Below are 18,919 nucleotides of genomic sequence, written 5' to 3'. Positions count from 1 at the left end.
CCATGCCTTCCGCACCGTCTTCCCAGCTTCCCGACGACGTCGAGGCCCTGCGGGCGATCATCGCCGCGCAGGCCGAGGAACTGGCCGCGGCCAGGGCCGGCCTGACCGCCAAGGCGCTGGAAGTCGAGAAGCTGAAGGTGCAACTCGCCCGCCTGCGGCGGATGACGTTCGGGCGATCGTCGGAGAAGCTGTCCCGCGAGATCGAACAGCTCGAACTGGCCCTGGAGGACCTGGAGGCCGAAGCGGCCGAAGCGGCCGAAGCAGAGGATGAAGCGCCGCCGGAGCCGACCGAGGCCGACGCCCCGGACCAGCCTGCCGCGCGCCGTCGCCGCGCCCTACCGGAGCATCTGCCGCGCGACGAGGTCCGTCATGATCCCGCCGACGACTGCCCGGCCTGCGGCGGCGCCATGCACACGGTGGGCGAGGACGTGACCGAGATCCTCGACTACGTGCCCGGCCGTTTCCGGGTGATCCGCCATGTCCGTCCGGCGCTGTCGTGCCGGACGTGCGAGAGCATGGTGCAGACGCCGATGCCGTCCCTGCCGGTGGCGCGCGGCCTGCCGTCGCCGGCCCTGCTGTCGCATGTCCTGGTGTCGAAATACTGCGACCACCTGCCGCTGTACCGCCAGAGCCAGATCTACGCCCGCGAGGGCGTGACGCTGCCCCGGGCGCTGCTGGCGGGCTGGGTCGGCAGGACGGCCGCCCTGGTGGCGCCGCTGGTCGAGGCGATTGGCCGCCACGTGCGCGCCGGCGACGCCTTGCACGCCGACGACACGCCGGTGCCGGTGCTCAGCCCGGGCGCCGGCAAGACCCGGCAGGCGCGACAATGGGTCTATCTGCGCGACGAACGTCCCCATGCCGGCCCGGCGCCGCCGGCCGTGCTTTACCGCTACACGCCCGACCGCAAGGGCATCCATCCGCAGACCGAGTTGCAGGGCTTTCGCGGCCTTCTGCACGCCGACGGCTATGCCGGTTTCAACAAGCTGTACGAGCCGGGAGAGGACGGCGTCGCGTCCGTGCAGGAGGTGGCATGCTGGGCCCATGTGCGGCGCAAGATCCACGACGTTCATGCGGCGACCGGATCACCCATCGCCGCCCGGGCCCTGGAGCTGATCGGCGCGCTGTTCGACGTGGAGCGCCGGATCTCCGGGCGTCCAGCCGACGAGCGCCTGCGCGTGCGCCAGGCGGAGAGCCTGCCCCGGCTGGAGGCGGTGAAGACCTTCTTCGACACCAGCCTCCGCAAGCTGCCGGGCAAAAGCGAGCTGGCGGCCGCAATGCGCTACGCCCTGACGCGCTGGCCAGCGCTGACCCGCTATGCAGGCGACGGCCGCTGCGAGATCAGCAACAATGCCGCTGAGCGGGCCATCCGCCCGCTGGCCCTGGGCCGGAAAAACTACCTCTTCGCCGGCTCCGACGCCGGCGGCCGCCGGGCGGCGGCCATCTACACGCTGGTCGAGACCGCGCGGCTGAACGGCCTCGACCCGCAGGCCTACCTCACCACGGTGCTGGCTCGCATCGCCGACCATCCGATCAACCGGATCGACGACCTGCTGCCGTGGAACATCGGGCAGCCGCAGGACGACCAGAAGGCTGCCTGACCGTCAACAGGCGGCCGCCGCAGCCGCTGGAAGACGCTTACGTTCATCTCTCCTACTAATGTGAAGGTATTTATCATCAGTAGGCATAGCGACCGGACCGAGCCGTTTGCTCCGCGAGGCTTCACGCACACCACTTCTTGCCGCGCCGTCGACCGCCGGATACCGTATTTGCAAGCGACGAGACGCGGGGTTAGCTACGAGGCGTTGTATACGCAGCGAGCAGCTTCGAAAAGCGCCCAACGGCAAGGTTTGGTGGCGGACAAGCAAGCTGCCCATTCGCAACGCGTGACTCCGACTGGCCGCCGATTCCGCATTAATATCCACTCGCAGATAGTGGGGGATTCGCGATGGAACGAAAGGGGCCGCCCAACTGGCCTGGAAAGACAAACCTGTTCAGCAAAGGGGCGGGAAGAGAAAAGACGCTTTTTCTCCCCAACACAAAAGCTGAAGCACAAATCAGGTACATTTACCTTCACTGCTATTGTTCAAAATGCGGAACAGCATTCTGCTTTGATCCACGCGCCATTCCGCATGACAGATGGAGTATTAGTGGCATAAAGGCATGGCCAACTTGCCAATGCGGTAGGGCGAACTTGACTATTCGGGTGCGTCGAGTAAGTCACGACGTGCGGTATGCATTAGGCGGGGATTTGACGTGGTGGCCTTCAACTCGTAACGAGACTTTGGACTACAACCTTGAGAGAGCAAGGCAAGATCAGAGTGCGCCAGAGGAATCGTTCTTTGAGAAGTGGTTCCGAGAGAGAGACGAGCAACTGAAGCGCGACAGCTAACCGTATCCGCCGCTTTCACGGCCCGCTACTCCGGCTCCACGCGCCGCAGGTTCAGAAAGTGCTCGTTGCTGTCCAGCCACGCCTTTCGGCTCTCCCAGTCGGGCAAGATGGAGCCGACGAGGTGCCAGAACGCCTTGTCGTGGTTGCGATGCCGCAGGTGGCATAGCTCGTGGACCACGGCGTACTCCAGCACGGTCTTTGGTGAGAAGATCAGGTGCCAGTTCAGATTCACCACTCGGTCCCGGCCACAGCTTCCCCAGATATGCTTCTGGTCTTTAACCTCGATGCGCTTCGGCTTCAGATCGTTTGGCTCTCCGTGTCGGCGGACCATCTCAACGACATCCTGGCGAAGTCTTTTCCGGAGCCACAGTCGAAGTGCCGACTCAATCAAATCGTCGCGTGACGCCTCGGATGCCGAGTGCGGGCAGCCTATGATGAACCCATTCCGGTAGGATACCTCGACCAGCGTTCCATCAGTCGGCTCCACCCGGAGGCGCATCAACCGCCCACGATAGGGAACCTTCGCTCCGGTGACGAAGCGCCGGACGCTGTTGGTTTTGGCCGTTCGCTCGACCATTTGCCGGGTCTGCTCAACCAACCAACCTCGGCGGCGGTGGAGCATCGCCTCAACCTCGGCATCCGTGGCGGACGTGGGTACGACGACCTCCACCCGCTCCGGTGTCACCGTCAAGCGGGCGCGGGTCGCCACCTCAGACCGCTTCAAATCATAGAGAATTCGGCATTCTCCAACCGTCAGAACGGGCATGGTCAAACCTTGGCAAAGTGCTTGAGCGTGAAGTCCTCGACCTGCTGTGGTATTTCCCGCAGTCTCTTGAAACCGGCATCAGCGGCTAGGCGTCGAACGCGTTGGCGAAGGGCCTTCCGAAGCCCCTCCTTCTCCTGCCAGCCTCTGGGCGCGAGGTCGTCACTGCCATATACTTCTGCCACTTGGGCGGCCAGCTTCTCGGCATCTCCCTCGTCCTCGAACGAACTGAGCACCTGAAGAACGCCGTAAGCCTCACGAGACAGGCCACTGCCCTCGTGGGCGCGCTCTTCGGCTTGCAGGCCCTTCGCCAGTTCCTCAGCCTCACGGAGAACATCCGCCCACGAGTCCTGTGCCGCATCCAGGCGTTGGAGAAGCTCCCGCAGCCGCTCGGAGAACTTGGCGTACTGGTGGGGGTTCTGCTCCATCTTCTCGTAGACCGTCTTGCGAAGCTCCGTCGTCTTGCGGATGGCGGCTTCCTTGATGTCAGCCTCGTCCTTGCCTTCTGTTTCGAAGTCGGCCCAGAAGTCAGGGTCGGTGATGTGACGGAGCTTGATGGTCACGCTCAGGCCCGTGGCGTCCAGGTGTTGGTCCAGCATCTCCCTGATTTTGCGGCTGTACTCCTGCTGGTCGAACGCTTCCCGCTTCTCAAAGACCTGCGTCCCGTAGCGTAGGAAGGCCGCGACCCACTTCAGGTCGTCCGTGTAGTCAAGTACGCTTGGGTCAGGGCTGAGGGCCTCGTAGGCCGATATGAAGTTGCGCGCCTTGGTGCGGAACTCAAACCACTTATCCTCGGTTTCGAGGGTGGCGATGAAACGGTCGAATTCGCCCTTCAGATCGTTCTTGGAGTGGGTGCCGTCCTTCCGCTTCAGCCCCTTCATCATGTGCCTGACCTCGGCGTGCGCGGCGCGAAGTTGGCTCCGGAGGTCGTCCAGGCTGCGCATCGCGTTCTTCACGTCGTCGGCCCGATATGACTCCAGGGCCTCGTCCAGCTTTGCCGAGACGCCGATGTAGTCCACGATCAAGCCATTCCGCTTTCGGGCATCAGCAACGCGGTTCGTGCGTGCGATGGCCTGGAGAAGGGTGTGCTCCTTGAGGGGCTTGTCGAGATACATGACGGCTTCAATAGGTGCGTCGAACCCTGTGAGAAGCTTGTCGCAGACAATCAGGAACTCTGGCTTCTGTCCCTTGATGCCGAACCGGTCCTTAACCTTCGTTTCGTCGTCAGGTGGCAGATAGTGCTCCCGAAGGCCCTTGCGGATATCCTCGGTGCGCTCATCCTCGCTCGGCTTGGCGTCCTCCTGCGAAGCAGAGTAGACGCAAGCTGACATGGCGGAGGCTTCAGCCTGAGCCTCTTCTTCGCTCAGCCCACTGGCAAGGAAGTCGTCCGCGATCACCCTGTCCAAAGCGCGCTTGTAGAGAATGACCGCTTCGCGGTCGATGGCGACAATCTGCGCCTTGAAACCGTCTGGACGCGCGTAAGCTTTGAAGTGCGTCCAGATGTCGTAGGCGATCAACTCGATCCGCTTCGGGTGTTTCACCAAGTCCGCGACGGACACGCCTTTCTTTTTAAGGTCAGCTAACTTGTCGTCGGGGAGGTCCGCGAACCACTGGTCGAACAGGATGTCGATCTTGGCCTCGTCAATGTGCCAGTCCGTCTTCCGGCCCGTGTAGTAGATTGGGACGGTCGCGCCGTCCGCCACGGCGTCGTCAATGCCGTACTTATCGAGGTAGCCCTCACCCGGCACGCCGAAGTTCGCATAGGTGTCACGGTCGGTCTTCTTCACCGGCGTCCCGGTGAATCCGAAGAAGCGGGCGTCTGGCAGGGTCTTCCGAAGGTATGCCCCGAGGTCCTTTTCCTGCGTCCGGTGGCACTCGTCCACCATGACGATCCAGTTTTCGGAATTCGGAATGGCCTTCTCTGATCCCTGGAACTTAAAAATAGTGGACAAGACCGTGAGGCCGTCCGTGCCGCTGTGGATAAGGGAATGCAGGTCGCTGATCTTATCAACAGCAATGGGATTGGGCAGGCCGCATGAGGTGAAGGTGCTGCTAATCTGGTTGTGCAGGTCCACGCGGTCCGTCAGCACCATGATGTTGGGATTCGCAAGTTCTGAGGACGACACCGTTCGATGTGTTTTCAGCTTGAGCGCGGCGTATACCATCGTGAGGGATTTACCGGACCCCTGCGTGTGCCAGATAAGTCCGCGCCCGTGCTCCCCCTCGGCCACCCGCTCCACGATCTTGTTGACCGCCCGAAACTGCTGATAACGGCTTATCTTCTTGATGACTTTCGGCCCGCCGCCATCATAGACGCGCTCAAAGACGATGAAGTGGGCAATCAGGTCCAACAGACGAGCGGGTTCCAGGAGGCTCCACAGCCCCTTTGACAACTCGCTTCCAAAATCTTGCGTCGTCCGGGGCCACGGATCGCGCCAAGTGCCGTAAAACTTCGACGGGCTTCCTGTCGTGCCGTAGAGGCAGTTGGTCCCATCGGTGACGATATTGAAGGCGTTGGACAGGAACAGGCGGGGGATGTCCTGCTCATACTGCTTGATCTGCTGGAACGCCTCCCCGCTCTTGTCCTTGGCGTTGATCGGACTCTTGCACTCGATGACGACGACGGGGATACCGTTTACATGGACCACCACGTCGGGGATGCGGGTGTTCTCGGCTTTGACGCGGAACTGGTTGGTGACGGTGAAGACGTTGTTGGAAGGATTCAGGAAGTCGATTACGCGGATGGTGCGGTGACGTGATTCACCCTGCAAGGGGCGGCTGAAGTCGCCGCGCAGAATGGTCAACCAGCGTTCGTTCTCGGAAATGGACACCAAGTCGGCATAGGCGGCCTCGGCGTCGGCATCCGAAAGCCCGTTGATCCGCTTGATGGCCTCCACGAGGTGGGGGCGGAATAGCACCTGATTGTCGCCATCGCGGAGAACAGCGTGCTCGGACGGCGGAACGACCACATAACCCATGCCCTCAAGCGATTCGAGGGTCGGCTTCTCCGCCAGTTGCCATTCCATCCCCATGATCGTGCTCCCCCTGCTTCCCCTCGTCGTCCTATTCGGCGGCGGCTAACTCGTTCATCGGCACCCGCTTGCGACCTGTTAGGAGGTCGGAAGTCACGGCGGACCTAACCACTTTGAGGCGGTCGAGCGCCTCAAATTCAGCGAACATGGCTTCATCCAAAGCCCGCATTTTTTCACTGATGTTGTCTTGCTCACGTAGTGGCGGCACAGGAATCTCTAGCCTTCTAAAGAAAGGCAAGCCTATGGTCTTTATGGTACTACCTGCTCCAATACGCTCGAAAACTGGCTTCATGGATTGAAGCCAGTAATAGAGATACATATTATTGAGGGAATATTCGCAGCGCCATGCAATAAAATGCTGACTAACGGCCATGGGCATTGTCATGATCGCACTGCGCCCAACGGTCGCATCCCTGGAGAGCACAACCGTTCCAGATGGGTGTAAAACAGCGGAAGAGTTCGCCATTCCCACGTCGCTGATTTCCGCCTCTGTCGAGTCTATGAAGAGGTGATCGAGCCGCTTCGTGTCGCGAAGAGACACCCACTTAATCCCGCCATTCCAGTATTCCGGCTTCTTCTTGTTCGGCGTGTGGCCACTTCCCCTAACTGCAACGTCGTCAAGCCTTCTTAGTGTCCAGCCACTTGGCAATGGCTTCTCCTGCTCCCAGTTCCCGCGATGGAAGAGGGTGCGGAGAAGTCGTTCTCGTAGACGACTTTTTTGCTCAATCACCGCTTGAGTGGCGGCGATGGCTTCTTCCACGCTGGACAGGATTTCAGCTATGCCGCGCTGCTCTGGGAGCGGAGGGAGGAGAAGCTTTAGCTGAGCCAGCTTTCTCTTGTTGAGGGTCTTTCCCTTGACAGCTTCGTCAACATCACCCGCTCCCGCCGCCATTGGAAGCACATACTTTAAGTAGCCGCGATCAATGACCCGCTGGTCTTCATCGAAGGCCGCTATCGCTTCATTTGTATAGAGGTCACATCCCGCTACGCCGACTCTACCTATCGTGAGTTTAAAACTCATCAGGATCGTACCCGATTTAACGGGTTTCACGTTCGAGTTCTCCACTCCGGCGGGCGTAATGCGTTCTTTCGTACTTGAAATATACCCCTGGCTAAGATCAGAGATTGACGCCCAAGGATAGCCATTCTCTTCAGGGGCGGCCCAGTAAGACGGCTCACCTCGTGGAGGAGTCCCGCCAATGCGGATTCCACATACGTCTCCCAGTTTCGCGTCCCGCCATCCCTCAGGCACCTTCCGAGACATATCCAAGCTCCTTCAGGAAACCCATCATTTTTGCTTCCGCCGCGTTCCGCTGCTCTTGCAGTTCAAGGAGTTTGGTGACCTCTTCCGCAACGTCGATGTCTTCTTTATCCTCAGCCACGTGGACGTACCGGCTGATATTTAGGTTGTGGTCGTTGGCTGCGATCTCCTCCACCGGCACAACGCGAGCAAGGCGCTCTACATCTGCGAAGTCGCGGAACGTCTCCGCCAGCGTAGCGACGTTTGCGTCCGAAAGGCGGTTTTGTGCCTTACCCTCCACGAACTGCTCCACGCCGTTGACCACCAGCACCTTGCCCTTACGGGCGGCAGGCTTCTTCTTCCGGACGACGAGGATGCAGGCGGGAATACCCGCTCCATAGAACAGGTTAGGGGCAAGTCCGATGACCGCTTCGATGATGTCGTCCTTCAGCATTCCCTCGCGGATGCGACCCTCAGCGCCGCCACGGAAAAGGATGCCGTGGGGCAGGACGACGCCCAACAATCCGTCTTCTTTGAGGCTGGCGATCATGTGCTGCACGAAGGCAAGGTCGCCATAGGATTTGGGCGGGCACCCATAGATGTCGCGCCCGTAGGGGTCGCCATTGCTCCAGACCTCGTGCCCCCACTGCTTGAGCGAGAACGGCGGGTTCGCCAGCACACGGTCAAAGGTGCGGATCGCCGTACCTTCCCCCACCATGTGCTTCGGCTCGGTAAGGGTGTCACCGCGCGCCACGGAGGCATCGTCAATATCGTGCAGGAACAAGTTCATCTGGGCGATGGCCCAGGTGTTCAGGTTCCGCTCCTGGCCGTAGAGAGACAGGCTGCGCGGATTCTTTCCAAGCCGTTCCAGATGGTGAAACGCTTCGAGAAGCATGCCCCCGGACCCGCAGGTAGGGTCATAGATGGACATGCCCTCGTCTGGCTGGAGGCACTCCACGATCAGCCGGACGACCATCTTCGGCGTGTAGAATTCGCCACCCTTCTTACCGGCGTCGTCCGCGAACTGCGCGATCAGGTACTCGTAAGCCTGCCCAAGGACATCCGGCTCCACGTCCACATTTCGGAACCGGTACGTCTCAAAGTGCTGAAGCAACTTTTCAAGAACGTGGTCTGGGAACCGCTCCTTGTTGTTGAAGTCCACGTCCTGAAAGACGCCCCGCAGACGGTGGTTAGCGTCTTCAATGGCGTGGAAGGCGGCATTCAGGTGCTCACCGATATTGGTGGTGTGCTTTCGCACGTCCTTCCAGAAGTACCCCTCGGGGATGTGGAACCGGTGCTCTTCCGGGTCGGCGGCCAAATCGGCGTCACCGAACTCCTGCATCCGGTCCTCGTACTCCTCCTCCCAAACGTCGCAGAGGCGCTTGTAGAATAGAAGGCCAAATATGTAGTGCTTATAGTCCGACGCGTCGATGGAGCCGCGTAGGATGTCGGCGGCGCGCCAAAGATGGGCCTCAAGCTGATCGAGGGTGAGGACAGCCATGTACCTGATGAATCCGTCTGGTTCGTGAGCGGTTTAGACCCTACCAGACGGCTCCATGAAAAAATAGGTGCGATGAGCACGTTGCCCTTTGCCTGTCTCATCAGCCATGAACGACGTCAGATGCAGCGGCGCGGGTTGCCGATGCGAGGAAGCTTGTATGGTACGTTGCCTTGCCCCGTCAGCGTCAGTGCCAGTGCGTCCTCTTCGGTCATGAAGCGGAAGACGACGTAGGAGGGGCCAGCCGTTCGCGCCTACGTCTCGACGTGCGGCTTGCTCGAATTCGGCTACGCAGTTACCGAGGAGCCACCACCGGATGGCCGCGCAGCGTTCCTCGAACTCCTGCTCTGTTAGGTCACGGGGGTTAATGTCGCGACATGCCACTTCCCATTTCCAACCCCGCAACGCTCCACTACATGTGACATTCATAATACTTCCTCCTTAAAAGACCTTTTTCTTATTTATCTTGCGGAGCGCCTTCTAATCGCGGCAGCTACTGCCGTAAATATCTGTGGCGACGAACATTTCTTCAAAAACGTAAAAGGCCCGCCGTTGGCGGGCCTAAGACTTACTTATTCACGTACTTTCCGAAATATTTCTCGGTAGCAGCGTTGGTTTTTTCATCGCTTTGTGTCAAGCGGCCTCCCTTCTTGCCGGTGCCGCGCCACTCGACTTCGAAGTAGTTTCCCGGTAGAACAACATGAATATCCCCGTCCGGAACGCCATTCTCGCAAGCGAAATAGAAGCCGGGACGATCAACGTGCGGCTCCGCACTGCGGTAGATATTCCAGCAGTTCACGTATTTTCCACTATTCCACTGGTCCCATGTACGGCAGTATTTTCCGCCTTCGAATGAAACCTTTCCGGCAGACCACGAATATCCCTTATCTTTCTCCTTAGGCATCCAGCCAATAGCCTTTCCCTTTTCCGGATAGTACAGCGCAAACGTGCCGTACCGATCCACCGAGAGAAGCGTGTTGCCAGTTAGAAGTTGCGCGATTTCTTCACCAGAGAGCTTTGGGCTGCTGTCATCAAACGTGACGGTGACGCCTTTTTCGGGCTTGCACTTATCAAATGGTACCGCCACTGCCTGCGCCTTGCTGATGTTCGTTTCCGCAACGGCGGGTCCTGCTACACACAATGAGGCTGCAAGCACGATATGAAAAAGTCGTATCATTACCCCCCAGTAATATTAAATCTGATATTATATCTTCTGAGGTAAAGGCGCACAATGACGTTGTTTCGACGCGCATGGAAGGTGCGGCACGTTGTTGAGAAACTCAACAACCTACTTCCTTTCTCATTTTCTGCCTAAGCGGACTGAATTTCGCCCTCCCAGAACATTCTAAAAACGGCAGCATCCTCCTTGCTAGCGAAACCAACCGCGCTCCAGCCGTCCTGATCGGACGGGAAGACGGACACGTCGATGCCGTGTTCAGCAGCGTGCCGTGTGATTTCGGCTCGGGCGATCACGGCAGCCGCAAAATCGTTTAGTTCAGCGGCGGCCTTTGGATCAATCCCGGTGCGGTGAAGCTTGATCTGCCAGACGGCCCCGAACATCTCTTCGGTCAGCCCCTCAATAAAGCTGTTGTGTTCGACCATGGCTACGTACTGGTACGGGAAAATCAGTGTCGCCATATCCCCCCCAGAAGTACATTTGATAATGAAAGGTCTATTATATTTGTATATTCGTACATATGAAATATTTCCGTCGCTTGGTATATACTAATCTTAGAACTGGCCTCAGTTTATGCGGGCGTCATTCGCAATGTCAAAATCATTTCCGCCTGATGCAGCTATGGCTGTCACCGTTATCTCTCTATGATCAACTGCGCTTTGGAACGAACATTCTTTTTTCATCCAGTTCGTGGTGGATTTATTGTTTGATGAGGGGGCGGATGGAGTGGCTTCCGTTGTTGTGTCTCTCAACATTCCTCGAAGTTTCCGGAGTCTCCGGCTTGCCTTCCTCGGCGCGCTTCAGGATGCGCTGCCGGATGGCTTCCACTTCTTTCAGTGCCGATTTCTCTGCCGCTGCCTTCTTTGCCAGGAACTTGAGAGGGGCGAATTCGGCCTAGCCGCTGGGCTGCTGCTCGAACTGCACGCCCTTGATCACCCGGGTCAAGCGGCATCTGAAGTGGTCCCGGTTGTTCGGGCAGATCAGCGCGCTCTGTAAGCTCTGCTCCTGGGGCTTGGTTGGTGGGTAGTCGCGGTCAGGCGGCGAGGCCTGCCGGGCGGAGGGCGGAGCGGGAGCGTAGCCCGGAGCCCGGCAGGCCTCGCCAGTAAACCTCATCGGGGGTGGCATAGGCCAGGGCCTGGTGCGGGCGCCGCTCGTTGTAGGTTTGCACCCAGGCGCCGATGCCGGCCTTGGCCTCGCTGCCAGTGGTGTAGGCCTTCAGGTAGACCTCCTCGTACTTCAGGCTGCGCCACAGGCGCTCAATGAAGATGTTGTCCATGCAGCGGCCCTTGCCGTCCATGCTGATGCGCACGCCCGCCGCCTTCAGCGTCCCAGTGAAGGCGAGGCTGGTGAACTGGCTGCCCTGGTCGCTATTGAATATCTCGGGCGGGCCGTAGGTTTCCAGGGCCTGTTCCAGCGCCGCGACGCAGAAATCGGCGTCCATGGTGTTGGACAACCGCCACGACAGCACCTTGCGGCTGTGCCAGTCCATGATGGCGACCAGGTACAGGAAGCCGCGACGCATCGGAATGTATGTGATGTCGGCAGCCCACACCTGGTTCGGCCGGTCGATGACCAGCGTGCGCAGCAGGTAGGGATAGACCCGGTGCTCGGGGTGCGGCACCGTGGTCCGCGGCCGGCGATAGACGGCTTGAACGCCCATCAGCCGCATCAGGCGTCGCACCCGTTTGCGGCCGACGGACCAGCCCTCGCGGCGCAGGAGGGCGGCCATGCGACGGCTGCCCAAGTAGGGCATATCCAGGAAGTGGCGGTCGATGGCCGCCATCAGCATCCGGTCCTCGGTGTTCTTCGGCGTGTCGTCGTTCACCGGACGGTAGTACAGCGACGACCGGCTGATGCCGACCAGGCGGCATTGCCGTGTAAGGCTCAGCGTGGGGTGGGAAATGTCGATCATGGCTCGGCGCTCCACCCGCTTCAGCGCTTGAGCCTGACGGCCAAAAAATCATTTTCGACCTTCAACTGGCCGATCTGCTTGTACAGCTCATCGACCAGCGCCTCCTTGTCCTTGTCGGCCTTCGATGGGCCCTTCTCGAATGCCGTGGCCGCTTGGTCCCGCAGCGTACGTTTCCAGGCGTTGATCATCGTCGGGTGGACGTCGTACTTCGCGCTCAGCTCGGCCACCGTCTTCTCGCCGGACAGCGCCTCCATCGCCACCTTCGCCTTGAAGGAGGCGCTGTGGTTGCGACGATTCTTGCTCATGCGGTCTTCTCCTGTCTCGCCCCAGGAGCAAAACCCAGAGCTTACCGACCTGTCCAGATTCTTGGGGCCACCTCAATCAGCGGCTCCGGGTGCTCGGGCAGGGTTGGTAAGAAGTTGTTCGCAGAAGGCCATTCATGTGTCGCATTCTTTAGAATAAGGGTGCGGTTTAAGTTTAACGTTAACCGCTCCGCTACAGGCGAAACCGAGTTAAAGTATCTTTTATTTTGACGGAGAGCGAGCGGATGTTGTATAAATAGAAGTACATAAGCACCCAGGAGAGTATAGGGCCTTCCTCCGGTCCACAACATAGATCGGGAAATAAGACCGATGTATGAGGTTAGGGTGACCCACGAGACGGACTTGTCGGCCAGGAGACTAGGCAAGTAACGGCTGCTCGGCAGGCAGAGAACCTGCAAAAAGGCTCATGAAAAGAGGATAAGTGTGTCTTGATCCATTTGACACCTATCCGCATGTATCCGGTCCCCCAATAGCTGGATACATGAGCTTGATGAAGTTATAAACCTCTTCATCATAACCGTTTGGTCCATTCACAATGATCCGCCGGAAGCGCAGCGCCATCACGCGCGTAGCTTCACTCGTAGGTGGGGTCAGGGCCGGGATGGGGCTGTACAGCAGGTACCGGGAAACCGCCTGTGGTGCGCGTAAAGCGTATGAGCAGCTTATTGGGTGGTTGACAACTCAGGACGTCGCTTCACGTATCTCCCCTTCTTACCGCCAGGAGTCTGTCTTGAAAGACATGCGGTAGGAGGGGGGTGAAAAAGTGATATCTAATCTAGGATGGGTGGAAAGAATATCTCTTCATCATGTTGATTATGCTGGTTCGAGATGAGTGATGCAGCGATAGCTGCTGAAGGAATGAGAAGCAGCCAGACGACTTAGCGCAAGCGAAGTTGGCTGATGGAAGCTCTTCTCCATCACCTGATCAAAGATATTTCTTCCCATGGCCCATCAAGAAGGGCTGAGCCGGTAAAGAAACTTTCTTCGTCGGCCATGCCCGTGGTCAAAGAAGTTCCGTCATGTGGTGCCAGATAGGATCGCCCTGGACGACATGCCTTTCCGTCTTGCTGCCGCATCTCCCTGACGAAGAACTTCATCACCTCCGGCCATCTGCTGGTCGTGCCCGATATCACCGCTGAGCAGTGCTCCCGGCAAAATCCCCAGAAAATAATCAGTGCGTTTCTCCTTCAGCCTCATGATAGCCCCGACGACCATTCCAAAAGGGTGCCGGAAAATCGCTCTGTGGAACTATCGTTTTCTGCGGCTTTCAGGAGGTGCTTTCCGCCATTCCGAAAGCACTTGGTTTCTGAAGTTCACGAATAGCTTTTCTCGGAGCGGTGGCGGCTCACCGTGAGCCACGAACTTCGTCGGGAAAGCGATCTGCACAACGTTCCAAAACTTTTAAGAAGTTTCGGAACAAAAAGTTGACGAACTTCAGTTCCGTGCGAACATATTCGTATGAGCAAGCGCGTCGCCTTCTATATTCGCGTCTCTACAGACGGTCAGACCGTTGCCAACCAACTTCGCGAGCTTCACGCTGTTGCTGAGAGGTTGGGCTGGCATGTGGTCACCGTCTTTGAGGACGCTGGCATCAGTGGGGCCAAGGGGCGTGACCAGCGCCCCGGCTTTGACGCCTTGATGAAGGGCGTGACCCGGCGGGAGTTTGATTTGATCGCGGCGTGGTCCGTCTGCCGCCTGGGGCGCTCCTTGCAGCACCTCGTCGGCTTTCTCTCCGAAATCAATGAGCGCGGCGTTGATCTGTACCTGCACCAGCAGGGCTTGGACACGTCCACTCCGGCGGGGCGCGCCATGTTTGGGATGCTCGGCGTCTTCAGCGAATTCGAGCGCGCCATGATCACGGATCGCATCCGGAGTGGCGTCTCCCGCGCCAGGGACCAGGGTAAGCACTGCGGTCTGTAGCGCGACAATTAGGAAGGCCGGTGGGCGTCAACTACGATGGCCGGTCGCCGTGATGGGATGACGATGGTGGCGCCGCGCAGCGGCGCCGGCAAGTCTAATTGTCGCCGGTCTCCGATGTAGTTGTCGCCGGGCGACAATTATCCGCGTCGGTAGTTGTCGCGGATGGTGCGGCGTCCCTGCCGACCGCGGTTCGGCGCCGGTAGCTCTCGACGTTCAACTCGAAGATCGTGGCGTGGTGGACCAGCCTGTCGATGGCGGCGATGGTCATGGCCTTGTCAGGAAAGATCCGGTCCCACTGGCCGAACGGCTGGTTGGCCGTGATCAAGAGCGACCGTCGCTCGTAGCGGGCGGCGATCAACTCGAACAGGACGCTGGTCTCGGCCTGGCTCTTTTCGACGTAGGACAGGTCGTCGAGGATCAGCAGGTCGTACTTGTCCAGCTTGTCGATGGCGCTCGCCAGGGCGAGGTCCTGCCGGGCCGTCTGGAGGCGCTGGACGAGATCGGTCGTCCTGGTGAACAGGACGCGGAACCCGTTGTCGATGAGCGTGTGGCCGAGGGCGGCGCTGAGGTGGGTCTTCCCGCCGCCGGGCGGACCGAAGAACAGCAGGTTCTTGCCCTGGTCCAGCCAGCCGTCGCCGGCAGCGAGCGCCATGACGTGGGCCTTGCTGACCATCGGCACCGCCGAGAAGTCGAAGGTGTCGAGGGTCTTGCCCGAAGGCAGCCTGGCCGCCACGAGGTGCCGCTGGATGCGCCGGCGCTCCCGTTCCGCGAGTTCGAGTTCAGCCAGCGTCGCCAGGAAACGGCTGGCGGGCCAGCCTTCCATGTCGGCGCGCTCGGCGAATTCCTCCCAGAACTGCTTGATGGTCGGCAGCCGCAACTCGGTGAGGAGCAGCGGCAGCTTGGCGATGTCAACCGAGATGCTCATCGGCCGGCTCCCGCGACGAGGATGTCGTAATCCGATGCCGACGGCAGCGCCACCGTCACGTTCGGGATCGTGCCGCCGCTAACCGGGAAGGTCATCCGCAGAAGGGCCAGGTCGGGAAGCCGTCCGTGGTCGAGATCCTCGCCCAGTCGCCGTGCCAGATCCGCCTCGCAGCCGGCGTCGTGCGCCAGGGCCAGTAGGCCGACCATGGTCCGGCAGGCGACGCGCGGGTCCATGGAGGCCATCATGGCATCCCAGGCCCGCCGGTATTCGGTCCGGGGGAACAGGTGGTCCCGGTAGACCAGGTTCTGGAAGGCCTGGGGCTTGCGTCGCAAGCTGTGGATGACGTGGCGGTAGTTGACGACGTAGCCATGGCCGTTGCCGGAGGGCGCGCGACCGCGTGGCAGGGTCAGAACGGGGGTGCCGCCGAGGAAGCCTTCAAGCCGGTCGTCGTGGATGCGCAGGCGGAGATGGTGGCCGATGAACTGCGACGGCGCCGTGTAAAAGACCCGGCGCAGGACGAAGCCGCCGGCGCTGGTCACCAGCACCCGGGCCTCTTCGTAATCCATCGTCCGGCGCGGCGGCAGGCTGCGGAGAACCGGCTTCTCGACGGCCAGCATCTCGCGGCGACGGGCATTGGCCCGCCCCACCACCTCGGCGACGAAGCGGCGGTAGGCCTCCAGATCAGGGAAGTCCCGGCTCCCGCGCAGCAGAAGGGCCTGGTCGAGAGCCCTCTTGAGGTGGCCGTTCCGGCTCTCGATAGCGCCGTTCTCGTGGGCGACGCCGCGGTTGTTGCGGCTCGCGACCATGCCGTAGTGGTCACAGAGACCTTGATGACGCTCCGTCATGTCCCGGGCGGCCTCCTTGTCGAGGTTCCGGAAGGCAGCCGACAGGCTGTCGGTGCGATGTTCGGCCGGGACACCGCCGAGGGACCACAGGGCGTTCTGGAGACCGGCGGCCAAGGCGATGAAGCTCTCGCCGCCCAGCACCACCTCGGCGTACTCCCAGCCCGAGTAGGCCAGGGTGAAATGGTAGAGCCGGTGCGCGAGCGGCGCCCCGTTGATGATCACCGCCAGCTCGGCGGCATCGGTGAAGTCCGACAAGGCCATCCGGCCGGGCGGGTTGGCCTGGCGAAAGATGACCTCCTTCTCCGGCCCCTTCAGCGCGCGCCATTCCCGAATCCGGCGCTCCAGGGTCCGCCGGCGCGACGGCCAATTCTGATCCGGATAGCGCCGCTCCAGCTCCTCGAAGATGGTGACCGCCTTCAGGCCGGGCGCGCCCTCCAGCATCGGCAGGATGTCCGTCTCCCAGACGTCCTCCAGCGGATCCTCGCGGGTGCGCCAGTGGCGATGATCCCGTTTCTGGGAAGGAAGGCGCGGGTCCCGGTCGATCCGCCGGGCCGTCCTCTCGCTGAACCCGGCCTTCGCGGCCGCGACTCGCTGCGTGTGTTGTCCTCGGTGCTTCATGTAGAGTTTCACCTGATGGTCCGTGATGTGGGTTCCAGGCACCGGCGGTCTCTTCTTGGTCGTTGAGAACCGCCAGTGTCTCCCATCACGGCCGTCGGCGGGGTCTATGAAGACCGCGCACCGCAGGGGGCGACCTCCGGCCGGGCTACGCCCGCCCTACGGTCACCCCCTGCGGCCATCGTAATTGTCGGCAGAGCGGCCATCCTGGTTGTCGCTGGGCAGCGGTCGCCCCTCGCTTCCGGCGGACAAGCGGGAGGCCGTCGAGCGGCTGCTGGCAGAGGGGACGTCCATAGCGAAGACGGCCAAGGCTGTGGGCGTCGGTGTCGCGACCGTCCACCGCATCAAGCAGGCAAGCGCCACGGCAGCCTGACCGGCGGCCTTATCACCGGCGAGCCGCTGTGCCGACTGCGCACAAGCAGCCCATTCCCGCCATGCGGCCCTTCACAGCGTAACCCGTTGAAGCTCCACAAAACTTGCCCAGAAGCCCTCCGGATGATCGATCTTAAAATCCGTTGGCCGCAAGGCCGTGCCGGTTCAAGTCCGGCAGCGGGCACCACGTTCTTCGTTTATTTTCAATGCTGTGCCACCTCGTTCCGGTCCGGCGCAGGTGAGCAATCCGCTCCACCTGTGCCGGGTTTTGTGCGGCTGGCCTCGTCCATCTTGCTCATAGCGCGATGCAGATGGCCGGTCACCATGTGCGCATACCGCATGGTCATCGTGATGGTCCGGTGACCGAGAATGGCCTGTAGAGCCGCTATGTCGCCAGTCTGCTGGAGGAACACGGACGCGAAGCGGTGCCGCAGGTCGTGGCATCGAAAGGGCACGTTCGATTTTTTCGCAATCCGAGCGAAGCCGTTTGCGAATGCTGTATAGCGTTCCCCCTCGCCGTGCCAAAAAACATAGCCGGAGACGGGGTGTCGAGGTGTGCCGGAAAGTGTGCCGAGTGCTTCATCACTCAGCGGAACCACACGCGGGGACGATGTCTTGGTTTTGGTGAGCCTCACCTCCCGCCGCCGAATGGAAACTTGCCCCCACTCCAGTGAACAAGCCTCATCCTGCCGGAGTCCGGTTGCGGCCAGGAAACGGATCAGTCTGCCCGCCATGGGCGAGGCATGCGCGACCAGCCGCTCGATATCCTCATCGGTCGGGTAGGCCGTCTTTGGCGGTGCTTCTCGGAGATGTCGTTTGGAAAACGCCTTGACGGGATTGGAATCCAGCCAGTCCCACGTCACCGCGCACTCGCACAAGCAGCTAAGGGCCGCCAAGTCGCGACGGATTGTGGCGTTTGTCGCTCCCGCAGCCTTTCGGGCTGAGACAAAGGCATTCAGCCGCGCCTTGTTGACCTCGTCCAAGAAGCCGCCGCCAAAGTGCCGATCCAACGTAAGCGGGGCTCCTCCCCCACCTGTTGACGAAGCGAGCTCTGCCGCATCGTGATCGCTTTCCGAGGCGAGCGAGGTGCGGCCACGATGGATGACGACAGACTTGATGCCTGGCTTGGAGACAGAGATGAAGCCAGGCCTTATCAGCGGGTGGAGGTCATCACTGGCCGCCGGCAGCGCCGACGGTGGACGGCGGATGAGAAAGCGGAGATCGTGGCAGCGAGCGCGAAACCGGGCGCCTGCATCTCGGACGTGGCGAGGCGGTACGGGGTGAACCGCGGCCTGCTGACGGTGTGGCGACGGGATGCCGGCATCGCCAAGGGAACCGCGGTCGCAGCCGGCGATCCGTTCGCCGAGATGGTGGTCGAAGCTCCGAAACTGGAGGCGCGTCCGCCGCAGCCCGATGCACGGCGGCCGGGTCGCATCGACGTCGTGGTCGATGGCGGGCATGCCGTGCTGTCGGGCGACGTCGATCCCGCCCTGGCGGTCGCCGTCATCGGCGCCCTGCGGAGGCCGCGGTGATCGCGCCGCCGACGGGCGTGAAGGTGGTGCTCTGCACGCAGCCGGTGGATTTCCGCAAAGGACACGACGGTCTGGCGGCGGTCGTGCAGGAAGCCCTGCGGCGCGATCCCTTCTGCGGCGACCTCTTCGTTTTCCGCTCGAAGCGGCTGGACAGGGTCAAGATCCTGGCGTGGGACGGCAGCGGCCTGTGCCTGTTCTACAAGCGGCTGGAGACCGGCCGCTTCACGTGGCCGCCGGTGCGTAACGGCGTCGTCACGGTGTCGCCGGCACAGATGGCGATGCTGCTCGAAGGGCTCGACTGGTCGCGCGTGCGGCGGCGGCCCGTGGAAACGCCGGAAGCCGCCTGTTGAGCCGGTTTCCGGCTGGCCCGGCGCCT

At 60.9% G+C, this 18,919-nt stretch carries 15 protein-coding genes; 5 read left to right on the top strand and 10 right to left on the bottom strand.

Features of this window, described 5'->3' with window-relative positions; all coding sequences use genetic code 11:
• Positions 1 to 2 precede the first annotated feature (2 nt).
• Entirely contained in the window at positions 3 to 1,598 is a 1,596-nt protein-coding gene (gene tnpC / locus LG334_RS03180) for an IS66 family transposase (protein WP_404381160.1), read from the top strand.
• Positions 1,599 to 2,414: 816 nt separating this feature from the next.
• On the opposite strand, the gene LG334_RS03175 is transcribed toward tnpC, so the two are convergent.
• From LG334_RS03175 to LG334_RS03145, 7 genes are all read right to left on the bottom strand, one after another.
• The gene (locus LG334_RS03175) at positions 2,415 to 3,155 is read right to left on the bottom strand and encodes a M48 family metallopeptidase (RefSeq protein WP_404383211.1); all 741 of its coding nucleotides are present in this window, start codon (positions 3,153 to 3,155) and stop codon (positions 2,415 to 2,417) included.
• 2 nt (positions 3,156 to 3,157) lie between these two features.
• Positions 3,158 to 6,184, bottom strand: coding sequence for a type I restriction endonuclease subunit R (locus LG334_RS03170; RefSeq protein ID WP_404383209.1), 3,027 nt, complete (start codon positions 6,182 to 6,184; stop codon positions 3,158 to 3,160).
• A 31-nt stretch (positions 6,185 to 6,215) separates the two neighbouring features.
• Positions 6,216 to 7,448, bottom strand: a complete 1,233-nt coding sequence (locus LG334_RS03165; protein WP_404383207.1) for a restriction endonuclease subunit S — start codon at positions 7,446 to 7,448, stop codon at positions 6,216 to 6,218.
• Positions 7,429 to 8,925 (bottom strand): type I restriction-modification system subunit M, encoded by a 1,497-nt coding sequence (locus LG334_RS03160; RefSeq protein ID WP_404383205.1) that lies wholly within the window; start codon positions 8,923 to 8,925, stop codon positions 7,429 to 7,431. The genes LG334_RS03165 and LG334_RS03160 overlap by 20 nt, the downstream gene beginning before the upstream one ends.
• A gap of 565 nt (positions 8,926 to 9,490) precedes the next feature.
• Positions 9,491 to 10,078: a hypothetical protein gene (locus tag LG334_RS03155; RefSeq protein ID WP_404383203.1), complete on the bottom strand. Its 588-nt coding sequence runs from the start codon at positions 10,076 to 10,078 to the stop codon at positions 9,491 to 9,493.
• 155 nt (positions 10,079 to 10,233) lie between these two features.
• Positions 10,234 to 10,560 (bottom strand): hypothetical protein, encoded by a 327-nt coding sequence (locus LG334_RS03150; RefSeq protein WP_404383201.1) that lies wholly within the window; start codon positions 10,558 to 10,560, stop codon positions 10,234 to 10,236.
• 572 nt (positions 10,561 to 11,132) lie between these two features.
• Positions 11,133 to 12,316 (bottom strand): IS3 family transposase gene (locus LG334_RS03145; protein ID WP_404379525.1). Its coding sequence is split into 2 segments (ribosomal slippage): positions 11,133 to 12,040 and positions 12,040 to 12,316, totalling 1,185 coding nucleotides; the frame shifts between segments, so codons are not numbered across the junction.
• Positions 12,317 to 13,792: 1,476 nt separating this feature from the next.
• Here LG334_RS03145 and LG334_RS03140 point away from each other — a divergent pair.
• Positions 13,793 to 14,254: a recombinase family protein gene (locus tag LG334_RS03140; RefSeq protein ID WP_404383199.1), complete on the top strand. Its 462-nt coding sequence runs from the start codon at positions 13,793 to 13,795 to the stop codon at positions 14,252 to 14,254.
• 94 nt (positions 14,255 to 14,348) lie between these two features.
• On the opposite strand, the gene istB is transcribed toward LG334_RS03140, so the two are convergent.
• Together istB and istA are read right to left on the bottom strand one after the other, a co-directional pair.
• A complete protein-coding gene (gene istB / locus LG334_RS03135) occupies positions 14,349 to 15,179 on the bottom strand; it encodes an IS21-like element helper ATPase IstB (protein ID WP_404379162.1) in 831 nt (276 codons plus the stop codon).
• Positions 15,176 to 16,642 carry an IS21 family transposase gene (istA, locus tag LG334_RS03130; RefSeq protein WP_404379163.1) on the bottom strand — a complete coding sequence of 489 codons (1,467 nt, stop codon included), beginning with the start codon at positions 16,640 to 16,642 and terminating at the stop codon, positions 15,176 to 15,178. The genes istB and istA overlap by 4 nt, the downstream gene beginning before the upstream one ends.
• 184 nt (positions 16,643 to 16,826) lie before the next feature.
• Here istA and LG334_RS03125 point away from each other — a divergent pair, with 184 nt between their 5' ends.
• Entirely contained in the window at positions 16,827 to 17,012 is a 186-nt protein-coding gene (locus LG334_RS03125; RefSeq protein ID WP_404383197.1) for a helix-turn-helix domain-containing protein, read from the top strand.
• A 202-nt stretch (positions 17,013 to 17,214) separates the two neighbouring features.
• Here the strand turns inward: LG334_RS03125 and LG334_RS03120 are convergent, their stop codons facing one another.
• The gene (locus LG334_RS03120) at positions 17,215 to 17,994 is read right to left on the bottom strand and encodes a tyrosine-type recombinase/integrase (protein WP_404383195.1); all 780 of its coding nucleotides are present in this window, start codon (positions 17,992 to 17,994) and stop codon (positions 17,215 to 17,217) included.
• A gap of 114 nt (positions 17,995 to 18,108) precedes the next feature.
• Between LG334_RS03120 and tnpA the strand changes: the two genes are divergently transcribed.
• Together tnpA and tnpB are read left to right on the top strand one after the other, a co-directional pair.
• Positions 18,109 to 18,543 carry an IS66-like element accessory protein TnpA gene (gene tnpA, locus LG334_RS03115; protein WP_404379658.1) on the top strand — a complete coding sequence of 145 codons (435 nt, stop codon included), beginning with the start codon at positions 18,109 to 18,111 and terminating at the stop codon, positions 18,541 to 18,543.
• Complete coding sequence (gene tnpB / locus LG334_RS03110) at positions 18,540 to 18,893, top strand: IS66 family insertion sequence element accessory protein TnpB (protein WP_404379660.1); 354 nt, start codon at positions 18,540 to 18,542, stop codon at positions 18,891 to 18,893. Before tnpA ends, tnpB begins: the two co-directional genes overlap by 4 nt.
• Positions 18,894 to 18,919 lie beyond the last annotated feature (26 nt).

It is taken from the genome of Caenispirillum salinarum (genome assembly GCF_044803115.1).
Lineage (GTDB): Bacteria > Pseudomonadota > Alphaproteobacteria > Rhodospirillales > Rhodospirillaceae > Caenispirillum > Caenispirillum salinarum_A.
The sequence above is the reverse complement of the archived record's forward strand: the minus strand, read 5'-3'. Positions and strand labels throughout refer to the sequence as shown.

Excerpts from the sequence above, each read along its gene's own strand:
- tnpA (WP_404379658.1), top strand. The coding sequence starts at position 18,109 with ATGGATGACGACAGACTTGATGCCTGGCTTGGAGACAGAGATGAAGCC.
- tnpC (WP_404381160.1), top strand. The coding sequence starts at position 3 with ATGCCTTCCGCACCGTCTTCCCAGCTTCCCGACGACGTCGAGGCCCTG.
- LG334_RS03175 (WP_404383211.1), bottom strand. The coding sequence starts at position 3,155 with ATGCCCGTTCTGACGGTTGGAGAATGCCGAATTCTCTATGATTTGAAG.
- istB (WP_404379162.1), bottom strand. The coding sequence starts at position 15,179 with ATGAGCATCTCGGTTGACATCGCCAAGCTGCCGCTGCTCCTCACCGAG.
- LG334_RS03140 (WP_404383199.1), top strand. The coding sequence starts at position 13,793 with ATGAGCAAGCGCGTCGCCTTCTATATTCGCGTCTCTACAGACGGTCAG.
- LG334_RS03150 (WP_404383201.1), bottom strand. The coding sequence starts at position 10,560 with ATGGCGACACTGATTTTCCCGTACCAGTACGTAGCCATGGTCGAACAC.
- LG334_RS03165 (WP_404383207.1), bottom strand. The coding sequence starts at position 7,448 with ATGTCTCGGAAGGTGCCTGAGGGATGGCGGGACGCGAAACTGGGAGAC.
- LG334_RS03160 (WP_404383205.1), bottom strand. The coding sequence starts at position 8,925 with ATGGCTGTCCTCACCCTCGATCAGCTTGAGGCCCATCTTTGGCGCGCC.
- LG334_RS03170 (WP_404383209.1), bottom strand. The coding sequence starts at position 6,184 with ATGGGGATGGAATGGCAACTGGCGGAGAAGCCGACCCTCGAATCGCTT.
- istA (WP_404379163.1), bottom strand. The coding sequence starts at position 16,642 with ATGAAGCACCGAGGACAACACACGCAGCGAGTCGCGGCCGCGAAGGCC.